This is a genomic window from Pseudomonas sp. A0308 (assembly GCF_044218815.1).
Taxonomy (GTDB): Bacteria; Pseudomonadota; Gammaproteobacteria; order Pseudomonadales; family Pseudomonadaceae; genus Aquipseudomonas; species Aquipseudomonas iridis.
Map to the genome: position 1 here is coordinate 1023491 of NZ_CP162581.1, position 21619 is coordinate 1045109.

Here is a 21619-nt window from a genome sequence, read left to right on the forward strand (position 1 = left end):
GGCCCATGCGATTTCATCTGAAAGCTGTCGGCAAGGCGGGCGTGGTCTCCTTGAGTATCGAGGCGCCGGGACATAGCGAAGCGCGGCACATTGCCGAGGATCAGGGCTTGCGCGTGCTCAGCCTGCATGCCGAAAAACACTGGCGTTCGTTGCGCCTGCGTCAGCGCGAAACGTTCAATCTGGTGCTTTTCAGCCAGGAGCTGACCACCCTGCTCAATGCCGGCCTGCCGTTGATCGATGCGCTGGAAAGCCTCGCTGAAAAAGAAACCGCCCCCGCTGCGCGCAAAACCCTGAGTGAACTGGTACGCCTGCTGTATGAAGGCAAATCCTTCTCGCAGGCCCTAGGTCAGTTGTCGGCAGTGTTTCCACCGCTGTACGTAGCGCTGGTGCAGTCCAGCGAGAAGACCGGTGCGGTCGGCGAGGCTTTGGGCCGTTACGTCAGTTACCGCCAACGCATGGACGAGGTGCGGCAGAAGATAGTCAGCGCTTCAATCTACCCATTGCTGTTGCTGGTGGTCGGCGGTGGCGTGGTGTTGTTTTTGATGGGCTACGTGGTGCCACGCTTCAGTCTGGTGTTCGAAGGACTGGGCTCGAACCTGCCGTGGCTGTCGCAGATTCTGATGAGCGGCGGCATGTTTCTGCACGCGCATCAACTAGAATTTTTCGGCGGGTTGGCGGCGATCGTCGTCGCCCTCGCCGTGGTGCAGAAACAACCGGCGTTTCGCCGTGGGCTGGATCGGCTGGTGGAGAAGCTGCCCGCCGTGCATCAACGGATTTTCATGTATGAACTGGCGCGTTTTTACCGTTCGCTGGGGATTCTGCTGCAAGGCGGGATTCCACTGGTGACCGCCATGGGCATGGTGCGCGGCTTGCTCACTGTAGCGTCACGGGCACGGCTGGATCAGGCGTGCGAACGCGTGCGCGAGGGACAGTCGCTGTCCACCGCGCTGGAACTCAATCGCCTGGTGACGCCGGTGTCCCTGCGCCTGCTGCGCGCCGGCGAACAGTCCGGCAATCTCGGGCAAATGATGGAGCGCAGCGCCGACTTCTACGACGAGGAAATCAGCCGCTGGATCGAATGGTTCGTGAGGTTGTTCGAACCGTTATTGATGACGTTCATCGGCCTGCTGATCGGGGTGATCGTGATCCTGATGTACATCCCGATTTTCGAACTGGCTTCGAGTATTCACTGACCGCGGGAACGGGTCGGATCAATCGCAACAACGCACATCCACGTTCCCACCCCAGGCAACAAGACGGAGAACGACATGCACATTAAAAAGCTCATGCTCGCAATGGCCATCGGCGCAGTTCTGTCGGCGTCTACCGTAATGATTCCAGACAGTCTGTCGGGAATTTCCAGTGTTCAGGCGAAGGACGGAGGGAGTGGCGGCGGTGGTAGTGGAGGCGGTGGTAGTGGAGGCGGTGGCGGAGGCCATGGAGGAAGCGGTGGCGGCGGAAGTGGCGGCGGCGGCCATGGCGGGAGCGGTGGCGGTGGAGGCGGAAGTGGAGGCGGCGGCCATGGCGGGAGCGGTGGTGGTGGCGGTGGCGGTGGCGGAAGTGGAGGTGGTAACGGTGGTGGCCATGGCGGCAGTGGAGGCGGCGGTAATGGTGGTGGCAGTGGAGGCAGCGGCCATGGCGACGGCGGCGGTCACAGTGGCAGCGGTGGTCAGGGCGCCGGACACTCAGGCAGTTCCGCATCCTCCTCGGGACGCAGCGGCACCCACTCGGAGCCAGGCGACGATCACGGTGTACACCGTGCCGGCGAAGTCGGTGATGACCACGGCGTCCATCGCGCCGGCGAAGTCGGTGACGATCGCGGCTTGCATGCAGCGGGCGAACCCGGCGACGATCGCGGCGTGCATGTCGGCGGCGAACCAGGCGATGACAAACGCACTAACTGAACCATTCTGAAAACACCGCAATCCCTGTAGGAGCTGCCGCAGGCTGCGATCTTTTGATCTGGTCTTTAAAAACAAGATCAAAAGATCGCAGCCTGCGGCAGCTCCTACAGTTGATTTGCATACTGCTTAAAGGGCGACGCTGCTCTGATTCAACCGTTCACGCAGAAACTCGACCAGCGCCTGCACCGGGCGTGAGGCCTGACGATGTTGCGGATATACCGCCGACAAAGTCAGCGGCTCTGGCCGCAGATCATCCAGCACCGGCACCAATCGCCCCTCCTCCAACGCCGCGCCAACAATAAACGTCGGCAGATAGGTAATCCCCATCCCCTGCACCGCCGCATCCCTGAGCAATTCACCGTTGTTGACGCGCATGCGCCCGGTGACATTCACCAGCAGCGGTTTGCCCTGCCCCGCGTTGAACCGCCACTGCACTGAACGCCCATGGCCATACGGCAAGCAGTCATGCCCAAGCAGATCTTCCGGTTTGACCGGCGTGCCGCGTTCGGCCAGGTACGCAGGGCTGGCGCAATACACCCGCTCGATGCTGGCGATGCGCCGAGCGATCAGCGTCGAGTCTTCCAGCACACCGATGCGCAGCGCCAGGTCGTAACCTTCGCCGAGCAGATCCACGGGGCGGTCGCTCAAATCCACTTCCACCGTGACCTCGCGGTAGCGCTGTAAAAACACCGGCAGCAGACAACCGAGGTGCGCCACGGCAAACGACAGCGGCGCGCTCAGACGGATCGTGCCGCGAGGCTCGGCGGTCTGGCCGGCGATGCCTTGTTCGACCTGTTCGACTTCGCCGAGCAGGCGCAGCGCCGATTCGTAATAGCTCTGGCCCAGCGGCGTAACGTCGAGGCGCCGGGTCGAGCGATTGAGCAAGCGCACGCCGAGGCGTTCTTCGAGCTGCATCAGTCGGCGGCTGACGAACTGCTTGGACAGGCCCAACTGATCGGCCGCTGCCGTGAAGCTGCCGGAGTCCATGACCTGGCAAAAAATACGCATGTCTTCGAACGGATTCATTGTCACTCTCTGGTGGACAGTTAAACGCTTTATAGCCGCTTTTTCACTTCGGGGCACCCTATTAATCTGTGTTCACGGTGTTGAAACCAACCCACAAGCCAACCGCGAACACAGTTGAAAAAGGAATTGAACATGATCATTAAAAAGACCCTGACCGCCACCCTCCTCGCCCTGTCCATCGGCAACGCTTTCGCCGCCGAGACCAGCGGTGTCGAGCACAACACCCAAGCCTTCCTCGACGCCCTCGCCGCGGGTGGTGGCAAACCGCTGGAGCAACTCAGCCCGAAGGACGCCCGTGCAGTGCTGACCGGCGCTCAGGCTTCGGTGAAAGTTGATTTGTCCGGTGTTGAAGTCAGCGACAAGGCGATCAAGGTCGACGGCCAGACCATCAACCTGAAAGTGGTGCGTCCGGCCAAGGTCAAAGGTGAACTGCCGGTGTTCATGTTCTTCCACGGCGGCGGCTGGGTGCTGGGCGATTACCCGACTCACCAACGCCTGATCCGTGATCTGGTGGTGGGTTCTGGCGCAGTAGCGGTGTACGTCGATTACACGCCGTCGCCAGAAGCGCAGTACCCGACCGCGATCAACCAGGCTTACGCCGCAACAAAATGGGTGGCCGAGCACGGCAAGGACATCAACGTCGACGGCAAGCGTCTGGCAGTGGCCGGCAACAGCGTCGGCGGCAACATGGCGGCGGTCGTCGCGCTGATGGCTAAAGAACAGAAAACCCCGGCCCTGCGCTTTCAATTGTTGATGTGGCCGGTGACCAACGCGCAATTCGACGACGGCTCGTACCAGCAATTTGCCGAGGGCCACTTCCTCACCAAAGGCATGATGCAGTGGTTCTGGGACAACTACACCACTAACCCCGCCGAGCGCGCGCAGATCCATGCCTCGCCGCTCAACGCCAGCGCCGAACAGCTCAAAGGCCTGCCTGCCGCACTGGTGCAGACCGCCGAGTTCGACGTGCTGCGTGACGAAGGCGAAGGTTATGCGCGGCACCTCGACGCGGCCGGTGTGCCGGTGACCTCGGTGCGCTACAACGGGATGATTCATGACTTTGGTCTGCTCAATCCGCTGAGTCAGATTCCGGAAGTGAAAGCGGCCGTGCGTCAGGCAGCGGCTGAGCTCAAGACGCATCTGAACTGAGTCCAGGCCCTCGCCACACCTCTCGGTGTGGCGAGTCTTTTTGTGCCCATGGGAGTGCACTTCATGAGTTTTTTCTCTGCCCACCTGTTGTCCTGGAGTGCTCTGCTTCTGGTGGCTGACGCGGTGTTGTGGCACTTCACGCCATTTAAGCATCGTGCGCCACGGGTCGGCGTGCGGCTGGCGCTGTTTCTGGCGTTTAGCGCGCTGATCATCAATGCCGGTGTCAGCCCTTTGCAGGCGCCGGTATTCGTCGATGACCGGGTGGCGCAGCTCGGTGCGACGGCGTTGGGCATTCTCTGGTGGCTGTACGCGGCGCGAGTGCTGACGGAGGTGATCGGCCTGGTGCTGATGCGCCGCATCGGTCACAGCGGTCGCCTGTTGCAGGACGTGATCGGTGCGCTGGTGTTTCTGGTCGCGACTGTCGCGGCGGCCGGTTACGTGCTGGAGCTGCCGGTCAAAGGCTTGCTCGCAACGTCCGGCGTGGTCGCCATCGTCGTCGGTCTGGCGCTGCAAAGCACCTTGGCTGATGTGTTCAGCGGGATCGTGCTCAACACCACAAAACCCTATCAAGTCGACGACTTCGTGGTGATCGATGGCGTCGAAGGCAAAGTGCTCGACATCGACTGGCGCGCCACCCACTTGCTGACCAGTGCCGGCACCATGGCCGTGGTGCCGAACTCGGTGGCGGCCAAGGCCAAGATCGTCAACCTCAGTCGCCCGGACAACATGCATGGCGTGTCGATCAGCATCAAAGTGCCCAACCACATCCGCCCGCGCCGCGTACTCGATGCCCTCGACCGCACGCTGCAAGGCAGCAGCAGCCTGCTGTTGTCGCCGGCACCGAAAGTGGTGTTGAAAGAGGCCGGTGAGGAAATGTCTGAATACGTGGCCAGCGGTTTTATCGCCGAGCTGGGCAAGAAAAGCGAAGTGCGCAATCAACTGTTCGACCTTGCTCATCGGCATCTTGAGGCTGCCGGGATTTCGCGGCACCCGGACGGCGTGATCGAGCCGACGACCCGCGCCCGCGCATTGCTCGATGAAGTGAAGATCTTCCGTTCGCTGAGTCCTGATGAACGCGACCGACTGGCAGCATCGATGGTCGCGCAGCAGTACAGTGCCGGCCAAGTCGTGCTGGACCTGAATGAAGTGCCGGACAGTCTGTTTGTGATTGCTACCGGCGTGGTCAGCGCGACGGTGCCGGATGGCGATCGGCAAACCGAGGCCGGACGTATGGGGCCGAGCGAAGTGATGGGCGAGCAAAGCATTCTGGCGGACACGCCGTCGCAGGCGACGTTTACGGCGCTGACGTCTTCGATTATCTACCGTCTCGACAAGACCCTCACGCGCGAATGCATGGAGCAGCGCACTGAGGTCGGTCGTGCGTTGAACAAGCTGCAGGCGGTGCGGCAGCAGAACAGTCGCCTCGCGTTGATGGCTGAACCGGTGGCGGTGAGAAAAGGTGGGTTTTTGGGGTGGTTGCAGAAGCGGTGAAAGCAAAAGATCGCAGCCTGCGGCAGCTCCTGCATTGGACTGCGTTCCCCCTGTAGGAGCTGCCGCAGGCTGCGATCTTTTGATCTTACTTAGCGGTGAACTTGGTATAGCTGTTGATCAGGTTGCGATAGTTCGGCAGGCGATTCGACAGCAGATTCGCCAGACCTTCCATGTCGTTGCGCCAGTCACCCTGCAACTCGCACGCTACGGAGAACCAGTTCATCAGTTGCGCACCGGCCGCCGACATTCGCGCCCAAGCCGCTTGCTGCACGGTGGTGTTGAAGGTGCCGGAAGAGTCAGTCACCACGAACACTTCAAAACCTTCAGCAATCGCCGACAGCGTCGGGAATGCCACGCACACGTCAGTCACCACACCGGCGATGGTCAATTGTTTGCGACCCGTTGCCTTGATCGCCTTGACGAAGTCTTCGTTGTCCCAGGCATTTATCTGGCCTGGACGTTGAATGAACGGCGCGTCCGGAAATTGCTCCAGCAGCTCCGGCACGATCGGGCCGTTGGGACCGGCGTCGAAACTGGTGGTGAGGATGGTCGGCAGTTTGAAGAACTTGGCGATGTCGCCCAGCGCCAGCACGTTGTTCTTGAACTCGTTCGGCGAGAAATCCTGTACCAACGAGATCAGGCCGGTCTGATGATCGACCAACAACACAACCGCATCGTCTTTGTTCAAACGTGTGTAAGGAACGCTCATGGGGAAACTCCTTGCTGGACCGATGGATGTTGCGTGAAGCGCCGACCGCGTGGCCGACGCATTTGAAAGAGATCAGAAGGCGAAACAGGAACAACCGAACGCGCCCCAGAACCCGGCGAAGTCACTGACCGGCGCATTCGACAAACGCGCTTTTTCATGGCTGTGCGAGTGCACGCCACACGGGCCGCTGCACTGATGCACTTGCGCCTGCAACGGCGAATTCGGCCGCCAGTGGCCCGGGACCTTGACCACGGGCGACCAGTCCGGCAGCACCGGCACGCTGGCCGGCCCGAGGTCCTGGAAGTCGCCGGCGGCGTAGACAATCTTGCCGCCGACCACGGTCAGTACCGATTCGATCCACTTGATCGCCTCTTCCTCGACATGGAAGAAGTCCGCGCTCAGCGCCGCCAGATCCGCCAGTTGCCCGACCTTGATCTGGCCCTTCTTGCCCTGCTCCGAGGAGAACCAGGCGCTGCCGTGGGTGAACAATTCCAGCGCGCTGGTGCGTGGCAAACCTTCTTCGTAAAGTGCCAGCCCACCGACGGTGCGACCGCTGACCATCCAGTACAGCGAGGTCCACGGGTTGTAGCTGGAAACGCGCGTGGCATCGGTACCGGCGCCGACCGGCACACCTTCAGCGAGCATGCGCTTGATCGGCGGAGTCGCCTCGGCGGCTTGCTTGCCGTAACGGTCGACAAAGTATTCGCCCTGGAACGCCATGCGATCCTGAATCGCGATGCCGCCGCCCAACGCTTTCACCCGTTCGATGTTCTGCGGGGTGATGGTTTCCGCATGGTCGAAGAACCACGGCAAACCGTTGAACGGAATGTCGCGATTGACCTTCTCGAATACGTCGAGCATTCGGCTGATCGATTCGTTGTAAGTGGCGTGCAAACGGAATGGCCAACGCTGTTCGACGAGGTGACGCACCACCGGCTCCAATTCCTGCTCCATGGTCTGTGGCAGGTCCGGGCGCGGCTCAAGGAAGTCTTCGAAATCCGCCGCCGAGAACACCAGCATTTCGCCGGCGCCGTTGTGCCGCAGGAAGTCGTCACCCTGATGCAATTTCACGCTGCCGGTCCAGTTCTGGAAATCGGTCAGTTCTTCTTTCGGTTTTTGGGTGAACAGGTTGTAGGCGATACGCACGGTCAACTGGTCATCCTTGGCCAGTTGTTCGATCACCTGATAATCGTCCGGATAATTCTGGAAACCGCCGCCGGCATCGATCGCACTGGTCAGGCCGAGGCGATTGAGTTCGCGCATGAACTGGCGGGTCGAATTGACCTGATATTCCAGCGGCAACTTCGGCCCCTTGGCCAGCGTCGAGTAAAGGATCATCGCGTTGGGCCGTGCGACCAGCATGCCGGTCGGGTTGCCGTTGGCATCGCGGACGATCTCGCCACCCGGCGGGTTCGGCGTGTCGCGGGTGTAGCCGGCCACGCGCAATGCGGCGCGGTTGAGCAGCGCGCGGTCGTACAAATGCAGAATGAACACCGGGGTGTCCGGCGCGGCCTGGTTGATTTCGTCGAGGGTCGGCATGCGTTTTTCGGCGAACTGGAATTCGTTCCAGCCCCCCACCACACGCACCCATTGCGGGGTCGGTGTGCGGTCGGCTTGCTCCTTGAGCATGCGCAACGCATCGGCCAGCGATGGCACGCCTTCCCAGCGCAGTTCGAGGTTGTAGTTCAGACCGCCACGGATCAGGTGCAAGTGCGAGTCGTTGAGGCCGGGAATGACGCAGCGGCCGTGCAGATCGACGACTTGCGTGCCCGGACCGCGCAGGGCCATGGCCTGGGTGTCGTTGCCGACGACCACGAAGCGGCCGTCCTTGATCGCCACCGCGCTGGCCAGCGGCTTAGTGCGGTCTACGGTATGAAATTGGCCATTGAACAGAATCAGATCGGCGCTCATCGCAGTTCCTTCGACAAAAAGTGAATGGGCTTCAGCGTGACGGGTGTTCTGTGGGATCGACGTGGGTATGGGCCTGACCGGCTTCCAGCCAGGGCGCGAACAAACGGGTCACGCGGGGCATGAATACGTACACCACCGACAGCACGATGGTCAGGGTGATCAGGAACGTGGCGACCACGTAGTTGGAAAGTAAGGGATGCAGCTTGAGCAGCGGCCCCCAGATCAGTGGCACCAGCAAAGTGTGCGGCAGAATCACCAACAGCGTGATCACCGCCTGCTTCCAGCGCGGCGGCGGCGAGGCGGCATCGGCCAGCGGGGCGAACCAGAATTCGTTGATCGGGGCGACTTCGGTCTGGTCGCCATCGGCCAGCATTGGTGTGGCTTCGTCGATGAGCGCCTGGCGCTGCGGCGACTCCAGCCACAGCTGCATTGCCTGGGTCGAAGAGAACCGCAAAACGCAGGTATACGCGTCGAGTCCCGCAAGCTTGCCGCGCACAACGTCCACGCCCAGGTGCCCTTGCCGCTGCCCCGCCACACGAACGATATTGCGCAGCCAGGCTTCATAGGGCTGTTCAAACCCGGCCTTGACCCGGTGCTTGACGATCAACGTTACGGTCTCACCGGACCCCGGTGCTGTTGAACTCAGGACTTCAGGCATGACGCAGCACTCCGGGCAGACGCGTATTGAGCGCCAGCCGTCCGGGGCCGGCGATGAATACAGTGGCAAAGAGGATTAACAGCAGCCAGCCGAACTGCCCTTCGGCCACAGTCCATTGCGGATGCACGAGCAGTAACGCCACCAGCAGCACAAATAGAATAGGCAAGCAGGCCAATCGCGCCAGCACTCCGGCGACGACCAGTAGCGGACAGAGGACTTCGGCGAAGATTGCCAGGATCAGGGTAAGGTGGGATCCAAGGTGGAAAGGGTCTTCGATCAGTTGCAGTTGCGCGGTGAAGTCGAGCAACTTGGGCATGCCGTGCACGCAAAGCAGAAACAACCCGCCGCTGACCCGCAGGAACAGCAAACCGACGTCGCCCGACCGTTCATCGCATTGTGAAGCGTTCATGACCCGACCCTTGAAATGTCATTGGCCTGAATGATGCCGATGCCGGGCGGGGGGAAATTGAACAGGTGTGCTCAGTTGGTCGTTCGAGCCAAATCTCAAGTGCACTAAAGATCTCTGTGGGAGCGAGCCTGCTCGCGAAAGCGGTGCGTCAGTCGGTCAATATGCCGCTTGGCACACCGCTTTCGCGAGCAGGCTCGCTCCCACAGTTCTCACGGTCGTTTCGTCAGACCGGGGGGATATCCAGCGCTGCCGACATGAACTGGCTGATCTGCGCCCTGAGCCATCTCTCGGCAGGATCGTTGTCATGCACACCGCTCCAGGCCATCGACAATTGCGCGGCATCAATCGGGAACGGCGGGTCTTCGGCGCGCAGGCCACAGCCTTCAACCAGCGCACACGCGGCGTAATCCGGCACGGTGGCGATCATTTCGGTGCCGGCGAGCAAGGCGCGCAAGCCACTGAACTGCGGCACGCCAAGAACTACGCGGCGCGAGCGGCCAAGCTTGGCCAGGTCGAGGTCGATGTTGCCGCTCAAGTCGCCCGAGAACGACACCATTGCGTGCGGACGCTCGCAGTATTCGTCGAGTGTCAGCGGCCCCGGGCGATCATCGCCGCGCAGGACTTTGCAGGGAATGTCGCGCAGTTTCTTGCGTTTGGCGTTGGCAGGCAGATCCGTGGTGTAGCTGACGCCGACGGAGATTTCCCCGGAGGCCAGCAATGCCGGCATCAGCAAGTAGTTGGCACGGCGCACCACCACGACGATGCCCGGCGCCTCTTGCTGCAAATGGCGCAACAGCGGTGGAAACAGACCGAACTCGGCATCGTCCGACAGGCCGATGCGGAACACGTCGCAACTGCTCGCCGGTTCAAACTCCTTGGCGCGACTGACGGCCCCGGAAATGACGTCCATCGCCGGTTGCAACTCCTTGAGGATCGCCAGGGCGCGGGCGGTCGGTTCCATGCCGCGACCGTTGCGCAGCAGCAACGGATCATCGAACAGGTCACGCAGACGCCCGAGCGCTGCACTCACCGCCGGTTGGCCCATGAACAGTTTCTCGGCGACGCGGGTCAGGTTCTTTTCGAACATCAGCGCTTCGAAAATCACCAACAGGTTCATGTCGACGCGACGCAGATCATTACGGTTCATCGGCTCGGTTTCCTTCTATGGCCAGCCACACGCACGTGCTACGCACTTTAGCCGATCAATGACGCTGTAAACGCCGTGCCAGCGCGAAATTAACAACGATTAACTCGTCAGTCACAGCAGCGCATTCAACAATGAATGCCTCTGCGCAGCGTTGTTTTTTTGATTGAGGGAGAGCGCTGACCGTGCCTTCCCCACCGACACGGACATTGGCCATGGCTCAATTACACCCCACCGTCGCCCTCGCCCCTGCCTGCGAACCGCGCAAAAGCGGAATCGGCGGACTCAGCCCGCAACGCGAACGACGCGTCAAACAACTCATCCTCGAACGCCTCGGTGAAAGCCTGGAAGTCACCGAACTGGCCCACGCCTGTTCACTGTCACGCAGCCACTTCTCCCGGGCATTCAAGTGCAGCACCGGGCTCTCGCCGCAAGACTGGATCCGCACCCAACGCATCGCCCGCGCCAAACTGCTGATCCAGCACACCGACCTGAGCCTTACGCAAATCAGCCTGGAATGCGGTTTCTGCGATCAGGCGCATTTCTGCCACATGTTCACCCGCAGCGAAGGCATCAACCCGTTCGCCTGGCGCTGCCAGATCATGGGTGAACCCAAAAGACAACGCTCACCCTGCGCCGTGTTTTGACCGTTGCTCCTGCGTCACCCGTTGCACTGATCGCAAAACCTGAGGATTATGCCCGGACACCCCAGAATAGACGGCCTGCGCTTGCGCCCAGCGCTGTTTCGCTCTGTCCGCCGCAGCATCCCAGGAGTGAGCTGTTGAGTCTTCCCCCGAATCAGGCCCTCGGTTTCGGTCCCTATCGGATTCATCCCGGGCAACGGCTGGTGCTTGAGGGCGATCAGCCGTTGCGACTGGGTCGGCGAGCGATGGACATTCTCCTGACTCTGCTGGGCCACGCCGGCGAGGTGGTGAGCAAGCAGCAATTGATGGCCGCAGTCTGGCCGGACAGCGTCGTCGAAGACATCAACCTGCGGGTGCACATGGCAGCGCTGCGCAAGGCTTTGGGCGACGGTCAGGCTGGCCAGCGCTATATCGTCACCGTGGCGCAACGCGGTTACAGTTTTGTTGCGCCGATCCTGCACGAGACTATCGAACAGCGACCGGCGGGCGATGCCGACGGTCGGCACAATCTGCCCCTGCGGCGCACGCGGATGATTGGCCGTCAGCCCCTGGTCGACCGGTTGATGACGCAGCTGCCACGCCGGCGCTGCATTACCCTGGTCGGCCCCGGCGGCATCGGTAAAACCACTGTGGCTTTGCGCGTGGCTGAACAGTTGATCGGGCATTATCGCGACGGCATTCGACTGGTGGATCTGGCGCCGCTCAACGACCCACAACTGATTTGCTCGCACCTGGCGGCCCTGCTCGAGCTGTCGCTGCTCGACGGCGATCCGCTGGTGTGTCTGGTCAATGGTTTGCGCCAGCGCCAGATGCTGCTGGTGCTCGACAACTGCGAGCACCTGATCGACGCCGTTGCAGCGCTCAGTGAGCGCATTCTGCGCGGCGCGGCACAGGTGCATATTCTTGCCACCAGTCGTGAAAGCCTGCGAGCGGAAGGCGAATTTGTGCAACGTCTGGAAACCCTCGATTACCCACCGTTGCCTGTCGAACTTGACCGGGCCCAGGCGCTGGGTTTTTCCGCGTTGCAGCTGTTTGTCGAACGGGCGACCGAGGCGCAGGAAAGCTTTGAATTGAGCGATGCCCAGTTGCCGCAAGCCATCGAGATTTGCCACCGACTGGACGGTATTCCACTGGCGCTGGAACTGGCGGCGGCACAAGTCGCCGAACTGGGGCTGGACGGCTTACTGAGGCACTTGCAGGGCCGTTTGCCACCCTTGACGGCGGGTGACCAGAGTAGCGCCGAGCGCCACCTGACGTTGCGTGCCACGCTGGACTGGAGTTTCAACCTGCTCGATCGCTGCGAGCAAACCTGCTTGCGTCGACTCGGTGTGTTTCGCGGCGGGTTTACCCTGGAGTCGGCGGCGGCCGTCATCGTCGGGCAGCAGATCGACCCCGCTGCGGTGTTCGCCTCGATCACGCAATTGGTGGCCAAATCCTTGCTCAGTGTCGAGGTGGGTGATGAAGAGGTGTTCTATCGCCTGCTCGATACGACACGCCGCTATGCCCTGGAAAAACTCGATGTCGCGGCTGAACTCGATGAGACTCGTCAGCGCCACGCCGAACGCTGCCTGGCCCTGATGCATCAGGCGCAATCGCACTGGGAAAACACCCCCACTGCGTTGTGGATCGAGCGCTATGCCCGAGGTCTGGAGGATTTGCGCGCAGCGCTGGAGTGGAGCCTGAACAGAGCCGGGCCGGATAATCTGGCCATTGAGCTGACCGCAGCCTCGGCGCCGTTGTGGCAGGAGCTGTCGCTACTCAAGGAGTACGGCGATTACGTGCGGCGGGCGTTGCGCCTGCTGGATGAAATTGGCGCCCCCTGCCCGCATCTGAAAATCGCCCTGAAACTGGCCTTGGGCAGTGCCTGTTATCACACCTGGGGCGCCACCCCGGAGACTATCGGCGCTTTTGTCGACGCCCGCCAACTGGCCCACACACACGCTGATATCTCCGGCCAACTGCGCGCGATATCCGGGCATCTGGCGGTCAACCTCAGTTGTGGGCGCTACCGGATGGCGCTGGAGCAGAGCGAAGAATTCGACCGCCTAGGCCCGCAGGGCGACCCGTTGCTGTCGCTCAGCACGCACCGCTTGCGGGTGCTGGCCCTGCATTACGCCGGCGACCAGCCACAGGCGCGCATTCATGCCGAGCAAGTGCTCGAACGCATGGCGCACAGCGGCCACCTCAACCGCTTTACCCACGGTTTTGGCGTGCAATACGACCAGAGTGTCGCCTCACTGACCGTGCTCGCCCGGGTGCTGTGGCTGCAAGGATTTCCCGAGCAAGCGTGGCGCACGGCGCGACAGGCATTGGACATTGCCGTGCAGATCAATCACGGCACCTCGATTTGCTACACCCTGGCACTGGCCAGTTGCCTGATCGCCCATTACAACGGTGACAAGCAGAACGCCCGGGCACTGTTGCATCTGTTGCTTGAGCAATCGCAGAAGCATTCGGTGCTGTTGTTTTATCGCTGGGCGCTGCACTACGCACAGGTGATCGACGCTGAAACCACTATGCCGGTGCCGACGGATGGCAGCGGGCTGGTGCGGGAAATCATGGTGACGCTGGATGAGCGATTTGTTGATGATGATTTGCTGACACGGGCGCTGGCCGGTGATGCGGGTTGGAGTACGGCGGAGATCTTGCGGGCTCGGGCGAATGCGTTAATGGTTGATGACTCAGGGCGTCCGAGCGGACGGCTTCGCGAGCAGGCTCGCTCCCACAATGGTTTCGTGTTAAACGCAAATTCTGCGTACCCCCAAAATCCCTGTGGGAGCGAGCCTGCTCGCGAAGAGGCCAGCTCAATCACCGCAAATGTTCAGGAGGCAGAAGCCATCCTGCATCAAGCCCTGTGCATCGCCCGCACCCAAGGTGCCCTGGCCTGGGAGTTGCGCAGCGCCACCTCGCTCGCCCAGCTCTGGCAACGTCAATCCCGTCATCGCGAAGCGCTGGATCTGCTGACGCCGATCTATCAACGTTTCACCGAAGGCTATGCCACGCCGGACTTGCGGAAAGTGCGCCAGTTACTCGACGAATTGCGCGATCCCGTGCTCGCCTGACGCATGACGCACACGACTGATAAAGCGTGCATGTCGACGCTCCAGTTCAATGCCTTCACCACTGCGCTCAAGTTGCTCGCGGGCATAACGCCGGGTGGTATTGAGCATCCGGTATCTGCCCGTGCCAGCGCCCCGCTCCACCGCCAACAATGACGTGTGCACCAACCGTTCGATGATCGCCGCCAGCTGCGACGCAGACAGCATTGGGCAAATGATCACGCCCTGAGCGGCCTCCAAAGTGAAGACCCGTTTGAACACCGACAAGCGTTGCAGCACGCGCTGTTCCTGCTCGTTCAAGCGTTGATAACTCCAGTCGAGTGCGGCCTGCATGGATTGATGACGAGGCACTGCCGTGCGCCGGCCATGGTTGAGCAATTGCAGGCCGTTGGCCAACTGCGCGTGCAATCCGACCAACGCCAGTGCGCCGATCTGCGCAGCCGCCAGTTCGATCGCCAACGGCAGGCCATCGAGCTGACGACAGATCTCACGTACGGTGGGCAGATCCTGTTCGCGCAAACTGAAATCATGCTGTCGAGCCCGGGCGCGGCTGACAAATAGCTGCACTGCCGGATAGCCCATGGCCTGCGCAACACAATCGACTGCCGAACTGTTAGGAAAAGTCAGCGGTAATAACGGTTGAACGGTTTCCACCCTGGCCTGCAAGACTTCACGACTGGTCGCGAGAATCGTCAGTTGCGGCGCGGCGTCCAGCAGCGTCTCGACCATTGCCTTGCAGGCCTCGCGCCGGTATTCGCAATTGTCCAGCACCAGCAATGCATGACGCACGCACAGCGTGGCGAAATCGCAATCGAGGGTGCGTAACAGGTGTTCCAGCAAGGGGATTTCGACATCGATCTGCGCCAGATCGACCAACCACACGCCATCACGAAAATGTTGCAGCAGTAACTCCGCCACGCGCAGCGCCACGGTGGTCTTGCCGACACCGGCAGGCCCGGTGACAGTCATCAGTCGACACAGCGGCAGACGCCGCACCATGCCGCCAATCAGTGCATCGCGGCCGGTGACCGGGGTCAGCCGCGCGGGCAAGTTGTGCTGCGGTGATTGCAGCCCTTCGAAGACTGCTTGCGGCACGCTGTCGTAATGCACCGGGGCGATAAAGCTGTACCCGCGCTGCGGCACAGTGACGATATAACGCTGACCATCCTGACCATCGCCCAACGCCCGCCGCAGTGCAGCAATGTGCACGCGTAAGTTGATCTCTTCGACCACCGATGTTGGCCAGATCCGAGCAATCAATTGCTCCTTGCTGACCACCTGCCCCGCCCGCTCGACCAGCAACTGAAGAATGTCCAGCGCGCGACCGCCCATGCGCAATTGCCGATCCCCGTCGAGGATCAGCCGCTGGCGTAAATGAAACGCGTAAGGGCCGAAACGCAGCACCGCCGCCGTGTTCACATCGTTGAAATTGTCCATGCCAACTATCTTGGCAGCCTCAGATGACGGCACAACCGCCACACAGGACGTCGCACGGACATCCGGGTGCCCTGGACGGACAGAGCCGCTCTAGCTGAACTGTTCGCGGTACTGCGCAGGGGTCAGGCCGAGCTTTTCAGCGAATAGCGAACGCATGTGCCGCACGCTGCCGAAACCGCTTTTATAGGCCACGGTTTTCAGCGGCAGATCGCTGGTTTCGAGCAAATGACGTGCACAGTCGATGCGCGCACTTTGCAGAAACTCCATCGGCGTCATGTTGACGTCACGGGCGAACACCCTGGCGAAATGCCGCGCACTCATGTTCGCTAGCCCCGCCATGCGCTCGACGGTAAACGCCTCGTCGAGGTGTTCCAGCACATAGTGCTGCACCCGGGTGACGGGGGTTTCCTGCGGAGCCACAGCAGCCATCAACGGGCTGAACTGCGCTTGACCGCCCTGGCGCTTCATCACCACCAGCAACACTTTGGCCACATCCTGAGCGATTTTCTTGCCATGATCCCGGGCGACCACGGCCAACGCCAGATCGATACCCGCAGTGACGCCGCCCGAGGTAATCAGATTGCGGTCTTCGACGTAAATCTGATCGGTCGTCACATTGGCTTTCGGGAATCCCTTGATCAGGCGTTCGGTATAGTTCCAGTGCGTGGTCACGCGATAACCGTCGAGCAATCCGGCATGGCCCAGCACGAAAGCGCCGGTGCAGATCGAGCCAAAACGCTCGGCACGCTGCACGGCCCCGGGTAACCAGGCGAACAGCGTCGGGAATTTTTCGTTATAGGCCCCCGGGCCACCCGGCACCAGCAGCAAGTCATAGCGCTCGTCGCTTTCACCGATAAGCAGGTCAGCGTGCACGCATACGCCATTGGAGGCGCGCAGCGGGCCGCGTTCGGTCCCAAGGGTAATCAGTTGATAGTGTGATTTTGCTTCCAGAAAGCGATTGGCAACCGAAAACACTTCCATCGGGCCGGCCATATCGAGCAGGAGAAAGTCGGGGAACAACACCATTGCCACGGTTTTCATGGTTTTACATCACTGATCAAAAAAGAATAAACGCGAAAGTCAGGGTGAGCATTATGGCCAAACGCGCTCTGAACGTTAGAAAAGAATGCGTGAACTGGCGAGCAGAACTGTCAACCTGATCGCGACAGTCTTTCAATTTTCATCTACTTATTGCTTCAAACGGTTAACAGTAAGCTTCTCCTCACTCGGACGAATTCACGTCCCGCCAGGAGATTTCATTATGCTGACTCTTCGCAAAGCCTCCGATCGTGGCCTCGCCAATCATGGCTGGTTGAAGTCGTTCCACACCTTTTCCTTTGCCAGCTATCGCGATCCGCGTGAACAGGGCTTTTCCGACCTGCTGGTAATCAACGATGACCGCGTTGCCGCCGGTAAAGGTTTCGGCCAGCATCCGCATCGCGACATGGAGATCTTCTCCTACGTGCTCGAAGGCGCACTGGAACATAAAGACACTCTGGGCACCGGTTCCGTGATCCGCCCCGGCGACGTGCAACTGATGAGCGCCGGCAGTGGCGTGGCGCACAGTGAGTTCAACCATTCGGCAACCAAACCTGTGCACTTCCTGCAAATCTGGATCGTGCCGGAAGTCAGCGGCGCCAAACCGCGTTATCAGCAGGAGCACTTCAACACCCAGAAAAAACGCGGTCGGCTGCAATTGATCATTTCGCCTGACGGCAGCAACGGTTCACTGAAAGTACGCCAGGATGCGCGAGTGTTTGCCGGACTATTCGATGGCAAAGAGAGCGCTACGCTGGAACTGCACGCCAATCGTTACGCCTACGTGCATGTGGCGCGCGGCAGTGTTGAACTGAACGGCCAGCGATTGCAGGAAGGTGACGGCGTGCGGGTTCGCGAAGAACAGGCGCTGACGTTGAGCAATGGCGTGGATGCCGAGGTGCTGGTGTTTGACTTGCGGCCGCACGAGTTGCCGCAGATGCCATGAGGTTGCTTGACCACCACAAAAAACGGCCTTCTCATGAAGGCCGTTTTTATGGCGGTGGTGTAAGTGAGGGTAATGCCAGCGGTGACGGTGCGTGGATATCCTTGCCCGCTTGAACCGCTGCCAGGGTGGTTTGTATCGCGACATACATGTTGGCTTGGTTCGCGTAATAGGCACCTGCGACGATGGCAACGATTCCAAGCAACTGGACGACAGTGGCTGCCCAGACATTAGCCTTGACGGTAGCCCCTTGCCTCGCGGCTTCCTCAGCTCCCCGGGAAATTTTTCGCATATCCTGCGAAATCAGGTCGTAACGCTTGTCTCTTTCAACTTGAGTCTTGTCTCGTTCAATTTGAGTCTGATCTCGCGTCTTGTCCCGCTCGCTCTGAATCGCAAGGAACTCGCGAATTTCTGCGCGTACACCATCGATTCGAGCGTCCATTCTGCTTTCAATGGTCTCGATCCTCGCATTGAATTCTTCGCGGCTTACCGTGCTCATGACTTGAGTATTGCGACCTTTGCTCGATGTCTCACTGACTGGATATTGATGTAACTCACTGGCTTTCAATCCGATCCGCTTCCTTGGTTACCGATACCCGTCCCTGGTTGATCACTCACAAGCGTGATTTCTATCGCTACGAGTTGCAGCAACAATAGAGCCCATCAACCAAGCCCGCAAGCCAGCGGATTCTGCCTAAGTTGTAGGCCGTTTCGTCGAGCAACGTAGCTTCTCCAAAACACGCCAGACACTCACCCATTCTCCAGCGCAAACCCTTCGACAATCTGCTCGATCACCGCCCGAACCCGTGCGGTGTGGCGTAAATCCGCATGGGTCACCAGCCATACTTCATACGGCTGCGGACGATTACGCTCTGGCCAGAGCCTGACCAAACCATCGTGTTCGCCCATGTACACCGGGATTTCTCCTACCCCCAGACCCGCCGCAATCGAGCGGCGCACCAACAGGCTGGAACTGAGACTGGCGACGATACGCCCGCGATGCAGCGGCTCAGCAACCAGCGTCATATCCTTGTTGTTCTGCAGATACGGCTGGTAAACCACCAGGTCATGCCCCTCGAAAGCCGCGCCCGGAACAGGAACGCCATGAGTGTCGATATAGGTCTGTGAAGCGAACAACCCCACCGGCCATCGGGCAATCCGCCGTGCGATCAGGTCCGGATTGTCAGGTCGGGTATTACGCACGGCGATGTCCGCCTCGCGCTTGGCCAGGCTGAGGATCTGCGTCGAGGCATCAAGTTGCACGCGCACGTCCGGATGCTGCTGGTGCAGACGGGCGATGGCCGGGATCAGAAAGTCGATGGCCAGCGAGTCGGTGGTGCTGACCCGCACGTTACCGGTCAGGCGATCATCCAGCCCCTGAATCTGCCGCTCCAGCTCCAGCGCCGAGTGCTCCATTTTCTCCACGTTCTTGAGCGCCGCCTCGCCGACAGCCGTCAGCGCGTAACCCTCAGAAGTACGCAAGAACAGCGTCGCGCTGAGGGACTTTTCCAGCGCCGTGATCCGCCGCCCGACGGTGGCCTGATCCACGCCCAGAACCCGCGCCGCGCCACGCAATGTCGATTCACGACAAACCGCGAGAAATACCCGTGCATCGTCCCAATTCATCCTGCCCCCTTGTGATGCAGATTTGCATCGCTGCGCAGCCAATTCGCTGCGCGAATGCAGCAAACATAGCCGATATGCTGGGCGCCATAAACCTTCTTGAGATCGCGCTCATGCGTACGTCATCCTCAGCATCGGCAATCTTCGCCGGACTCTGCGCCAGTCTGGTCAGCATCGGCCTCGCACGCTTTGCTTACACCCCGCTGATTCCCGCGCTGATTCAGGCGCAGTGGTTTTCTGCCAACGATGTGGTCTATCTCGGCGCGGCCAATCTGGTCGGCTACCTGATCGGCGCCCTGCTCGGGCGGCCAATCGCACGATACCTCGGTAATAAAAATGCGTTACGGCTGATGATGCTGTTGGTCACCGCTGCATTTTTTGCCTGTGCGTTTCCGTTGTCGGTGAGTTGGTTTTTTGCTTGGCGGTTGCTATCGGGAATTACCGGTGGCGCGATCATGGTGTTGGTGGCAGCGACGGTGTTGCCGCATGTACCGGCAGCCCGAAAAGGACTGGCCAGCGGCGCGATCTTCCTTGGCATCGGCCTGGGGATTGCCGGCTCCGGGACGATTGTCCCGCCACTGTTGAGCCTGGGCCTTCAATCAACCTGGCTAGGGCTCGGCGCATTGTCGTTGCTGTTGACCGCGGTGAGCTGGTTCGGCTGGCCTGCTGACTTGCCGCATCCGGTTGCGACCCAAGAGCGCGCGGCGGTTCAGCCAACCCCACCGGGCGTGTATTTACTGTTCGCGCAATACGCCTTCATGGCCGCAGGTCTGGTGCCAGCCATGGTGTTTCTGGTGGATTACGTGGCGCGCGGGCTCGGAGCCGGAGCGCACGTCGGCGCGCTGGTATGGGTGATGTACGGGTTGGGCGCGATTGTCGGACCGGTGACTTATGGTTTTCTGGCGGACAAGTTGGGGGCGCGGACGAGCATTCGTGTGGTCCTGGTGGTGCAGGCGATTACGCTCGGGTTGCTGGCGACTTCCCACTCATTTGTAGCGCTGGCAGTGCTGGCGGTGATTCTCGGTTCATTCCCGCCCGGCATCGTGCCACTGGCTCTGGCCCGCGTGCACGAATTGATTCCTGAACATCATCGCCAGCAAATCGCCTGGAGCCGGGCCACCGTATCGTTTGCCACGTTCCAGGCACTGGCCGGGTTTGCCTATTCGGCGATGTTCAATGCCTCGGGTGGACATCACACGTTGTTGTTCGCGATTGCCGCAGGCGCGATTGCAGTGGCGTTGTTGCTGGAGCAGGCAATGAGGTGGCTGCCCTCTTCCATTGAATCGCGTGTTTGCACTCACTGAAGGGAATCATTGCCTTTAAACCACGCTCCCATCTACAGAACCTTTAATCACAGGAGTCGACATGACTTTACCCAATGAAATGACCCGAATCGAAATTACCCAGCCCGGTGGCCCTGAAGTCCTGCAACCCAAGCGCGTGCCGTTGCCGGTGGCTGCCGAAGGCGAGGTGCTGATCCGCGTGCACGCTGCCGGCATCAACCGGCCGGATGCCTTGCAACGCGCCGGAAAGTACCCGATGAAGCCCGGAATGAACCCGATCCCAGGCCTGGAAGTGGCCGGCGAAGTCGTGGCACTCGGTGCTGGAGTCAACCAGTTTGCCCTCGGCGACCGCGTGTGTGCGCTGACCAATGGTGGCGGCTACGCCGAATATTGCTGCGTTCCGGCCGGCCAGACCCTGCCCATTCCCGACGGACTCGACTGGGTGCAGGCCGCCGCGATTCCGGAAACCTTCTTTACCGTGTGGGCCAACCTGTTCGGTCTCGGCGGCGCCAGCCGAGGGCAACGCGCGCTCATCCATGGCGGCACCAGCGGCATCGGCACCACGGCGCTGATGCTGTGTCGCGAATTTGGCATCGAAGCCTTCGCCACGGCCGGTAGCCCGGCAAAATGCGCGGCGATCAGCAAGTTCGGCGGCCAACCGATCAACTACCGCGAAGAGGATTTCGCTGCGGTAATCGCCGAGAAAACCGCTGGCCAGGGCGTGAATGTGATTCTCGACATCATGGGCGGCTCGTACTTCAACAGTAACGTCAGCGCTCTGGCGATGGATGGGCGATTGGTGATGCTGGGCTTCCTTGGTGGCGGCAAGGCAAACGACGTCGATCTGCTGGCGATCCTGGGAAAACGCGCAGTGGTCACCGGGTCGCTGTTGCGCGCGCGCACTGCGGCGGAGAAATCGGCCATTGCCGATCAGTTGCGCGAGCACGTTTGGCCGGTGCTGAGTGCCGGTCGCTGCCTGCCGATCATCGACAAGGTTTATACACTTGAAGAGGCGGCACAGGCCCATGCGCACATGGAGGCCGGCGATCATATCGGCAAGATCGTGCTGAAGGTGAATTGAGCCGCTGCAGCATTTTGTAATTGTTGCGTACGGGCGGTGGTCGAAAATATCGCGCGCAGACCGAGGCATCTGGTAAAAAGCGTTCTTTGCCTGCGCCGTGGTGAAACGTT

Annotated in this window: 19 protein-coding genes; 9 read left to right on the forward strand and 10 right to left on the reverse strand. The window is 60.7% G+C overall.

Annotated elements, in window-relative coordinates; translation table 11 throughout:
- The first annotated feature begins 5 nt into the window (after positions 1 to 5).
- Positions 6 to 1193, forward strand: a complete 1188-nt coding sequence (locus AB4P92_RS04725; protein WP_042558732.1) for a type II secretion system F family protein — start codon at positions 6 to 8, stop codon at positions 1191 to 1193.
- Between the two features lie 75 nt (positions 1194 to 1268).
- Positions 1269 to 1904, forward strand: a complete 636-nt coding sequence (locus AB4P92_RS04730; RefSeq protein WP_395598989.1) for a hypothetical protein — start codon at positions 1269 to 1271, stop codon at positions 1902 to 1904.
- A gap of 126 nt (positions 1905 to 2030) precedes the next feature.
- Here the strand turns inward: AB4P92_RS04730 and AB4P92_RS04735 are convergent, their stop codons facing one another.
- Positions 2031 to 2930 (reverse strand): LysR family transcriptional regulator, encoded by a 900-nt coding sequence (locus AB4P92_RS04735; protein WP_200614943.1) that lies wholly within the window; start codon positions 2928 to 2930, stop codon positions 2031 to 2033.
- Between the two features lie 132 nt (positions 2931 to 3062).
- On the opposite strand from AB4P92_RS04735, the gene AB4P92_RS04740 reads away from it, so the two are divergent.
- On the forward strand, positions 3063 to 4079 hold the full coding sequence (locus tag AB4P92_RS04740; RefSeq protein WP_395598990.1) for an alpha/beta hydrolase: 1017 nt from the start codon (positions 3063 to 3065) through the stop codon (positions 4077 to 4079).
- A 63-nt stretch (positions 4080 to 4142) separates the two neighbouring features.
- Entirely contained in the window at positions 4143 to 5570 is a 1428-nt protein-coding gene (locus tag AB4P92_RS04745; protein ID WP_395598991.1) for a mechanosensitive ion channel domain-containing protein, read from the forward strand.
- Between the two features lie 85 nt (positions 5571 to 5655).
- Here the strand turns inward: AB4P92_RS04745 and ycaC are convergent, their stop codons facing one another.
- From ycaC to AB4P92_RS04770, 5 genes are all read right to left on the reverse strand, one after another.
- Positions 5656 to 6279: an isochorismate family cysteine hydrolase YcaC gene (gene ycaC, locus AB4P92_RS04750; RefSeq protein WP_395598992.1), complete on the reverse strand. Its 624-nt coding sequence runs from the start codon at positions 6277 to 6279 to the stop codon at positions 5656 to 5658.
- Positions 6280 to 6351: 72 nt separating this feature from the next.
- Positions 6352 to 8190 carry an amidohydrolase gene (locus AB4P92_RS04755; RefSeq protein ID WP_395598993.1) on the reverse strand — a complete coding sequence of 613 codons (1839 nt, stop codon included), beginning with the start codon at positions 8188 to 8190 and terminating at the stop codon, positions 6352 to 6354.
- A gap of 31 nt (positions 8191 to 8221) precedes the next feature.
- The gene (locus AB4P92_RS04760) at positions 8222 to 8848 is read right to left on the reverse strand and encodes an antibiotic biosynthesis monooxygenase (protein WP_395598994.1); all 627 of its coding nucleotides are present in this window, start codon (positions 8846 to 8848) and stop codon (positions 8222 to 8224) included.
- Positions 8841 to 9257, reverse strand: a complete 417-nt coding sequence (locus AB4P92_RS04765) for a DoxX family protein (RefSeq protein ID WP_042558724.1) — start codon at positions 9255 to 9257, stop codon at positions 8841 to 8843. Before AB4P92_RS04765 ends, AB4P92_RS04760 begins: the two co-directional genes overlap by 8 nt.
- 223 nt (positions 9258 to 9480) lie before the next feature.
- Positions 9481 to 10404 (reverse strand): LysR family transcriptional regulator, encoded by a 924-nt coding sequence (locus tag AB4P92_RS04770; RefSeq protein WP_047300519.1) that lies wholly within the window; start codon positions 10402 to 10404, stop codon positions 9481 to 9483.
- A 212-nt stretch (positions 10405 to 10616) separates the two neighbouring features.
- Between AB4P92_RS04770 and AB4P92_RS04775 the strand changes: the two genes are divergently transcribed.
- Positions 10617 to 11048 carry a helix-turn-helix domain-containing protein gene (locus AB4P92_RS04775; RefSeq protein WP_042558722.1) on the forward strand — a complete coding sequence of 144 codons (432 nt, stop codon included), beginning with the start codon at positions 10617 to 10619 and terminating at the stop codon, positions 11046 to 11048.
- Between the two features lie 134 nt (positions 11049 to 11182).
- Entirely contained in the window at positions 11183 to 14107 is a 2925-nt protein-coding gene (locus AB4P92_RS04780) for an ATP-binding protein (RefSeq protein ID WP_395598995.1), read from the forward strand.
- On the opposite strand, the gene AB4P92_RS04785 is transcribed toward AB4P92_RS04780, so the two are convergent.
- Positions 14072 to 15541 carry an ATP-binding protein gene (locus AB4P92_RS04785; RefSeq protein WP_395598996.1) on the reverse strand — a complete coding sequence of 490 codons (1470 nt, stop codon included), beginning with the start codon at positions 15539 to 15541 and terminating at the stop codon, positions 14072 to 14074. The two genes, AB4P92_RS04780 and AB4P92_RS04785, sit on opposite strands and share 36 nt — an antisense overlap.
- A 90-nt stretch (positions 15542 to 15631) precedes the next feature.
- Complete coding sequence (locus AB4P92_RS04790) at positions 15632 to 16582, reverse strand: GlxA family transcriptional regulator (protein ID WP_395598997.1); 951 nt, start codon at positions 16580 to 16582, stop codon at positions 15632 to 15634.
- A 220-nt stretch (positions 16583 to 16802) separates the two neighbouring features.
- Here AB4P92_RS04790 and AB4P92_RS04795 point away from each other — a divergent pair, with 220 nt between their 5' ends.
- On the forward strand, positions 16803 to 17525 hold the full coding sequence (locus AB4P92_RS04795) for a pirin family protein (RefSeq protein ID WP_395598998.1): 723 nt from the start codon (positions 16803 to 16805) through the stop codon (positions 17523 to 17525).
- Positions 17526 to 17571: 46 nt separating this feature from the next.
- Here the strand turns inward: AB4P92_RS04795 and AB4P92_RS04800 are convergent, their stop codons facing one another.
- Both AB4P92_RS04800 and AB4P92_RS04805 read right to left on the reverse strand, forming a co-directional pair.
- Positions 17572 to 18090, reverse strand: a complete 519-nt coding sequence (locus AB4P92_RS04800) for a hypothetical protein (protein WP_395598999.1) — start codon at positions 18088 to 18090, stop codon at positions 17572 to 17574.
- Positions 18091 to 18272: 182 nt separating this feature from the next.
- Positions 18273 to 19148: a LysR family transcriptional regulator gene (locus AB4P92_RS04805; protein ID WP_395599000.1), complete on the reverse strand. Its 876-nt coding sequence runs from the start codon at positions 19146 to 19148 to the stop codon at positions 18273 to 18275.
- Positions 19149 to 19258: 110 nt separating this feature from the next.
- Between AB4P92_RS04805 and AB4P92_RS04810 the strand changes: the two genes are divergently transcribed.
- Both AB4P92_RS04810 and AB4P92_RS04815 read left to right on the forward strand, forming a co-directional pair.
- Entirely contained in the window at positions 19259 to 20449 is a 1191-nt protein-coding gene (locus tag AB4P92_RS04810) for a YbfB/YjiJ family MFS transporter (RefSeq protein ID WP_395599001.1), read from the forward strand.
- Between the two features lie 61 nt (positions 20450 to 20510).
- Positions 20511 to 21509, forward strand: a complete 999-nt coding sequence (locus AB4P92_RS04815; RefSeq protein WP_395599002.1) for an NAD(P)H-quinone oxidoreductase — start codon at positions 20511 to 20513, stop codon at positions 21507 to 21509.
- The last annotated feature ends 110 nt before the right edge of the window (positions 21510 to 21619 follow it).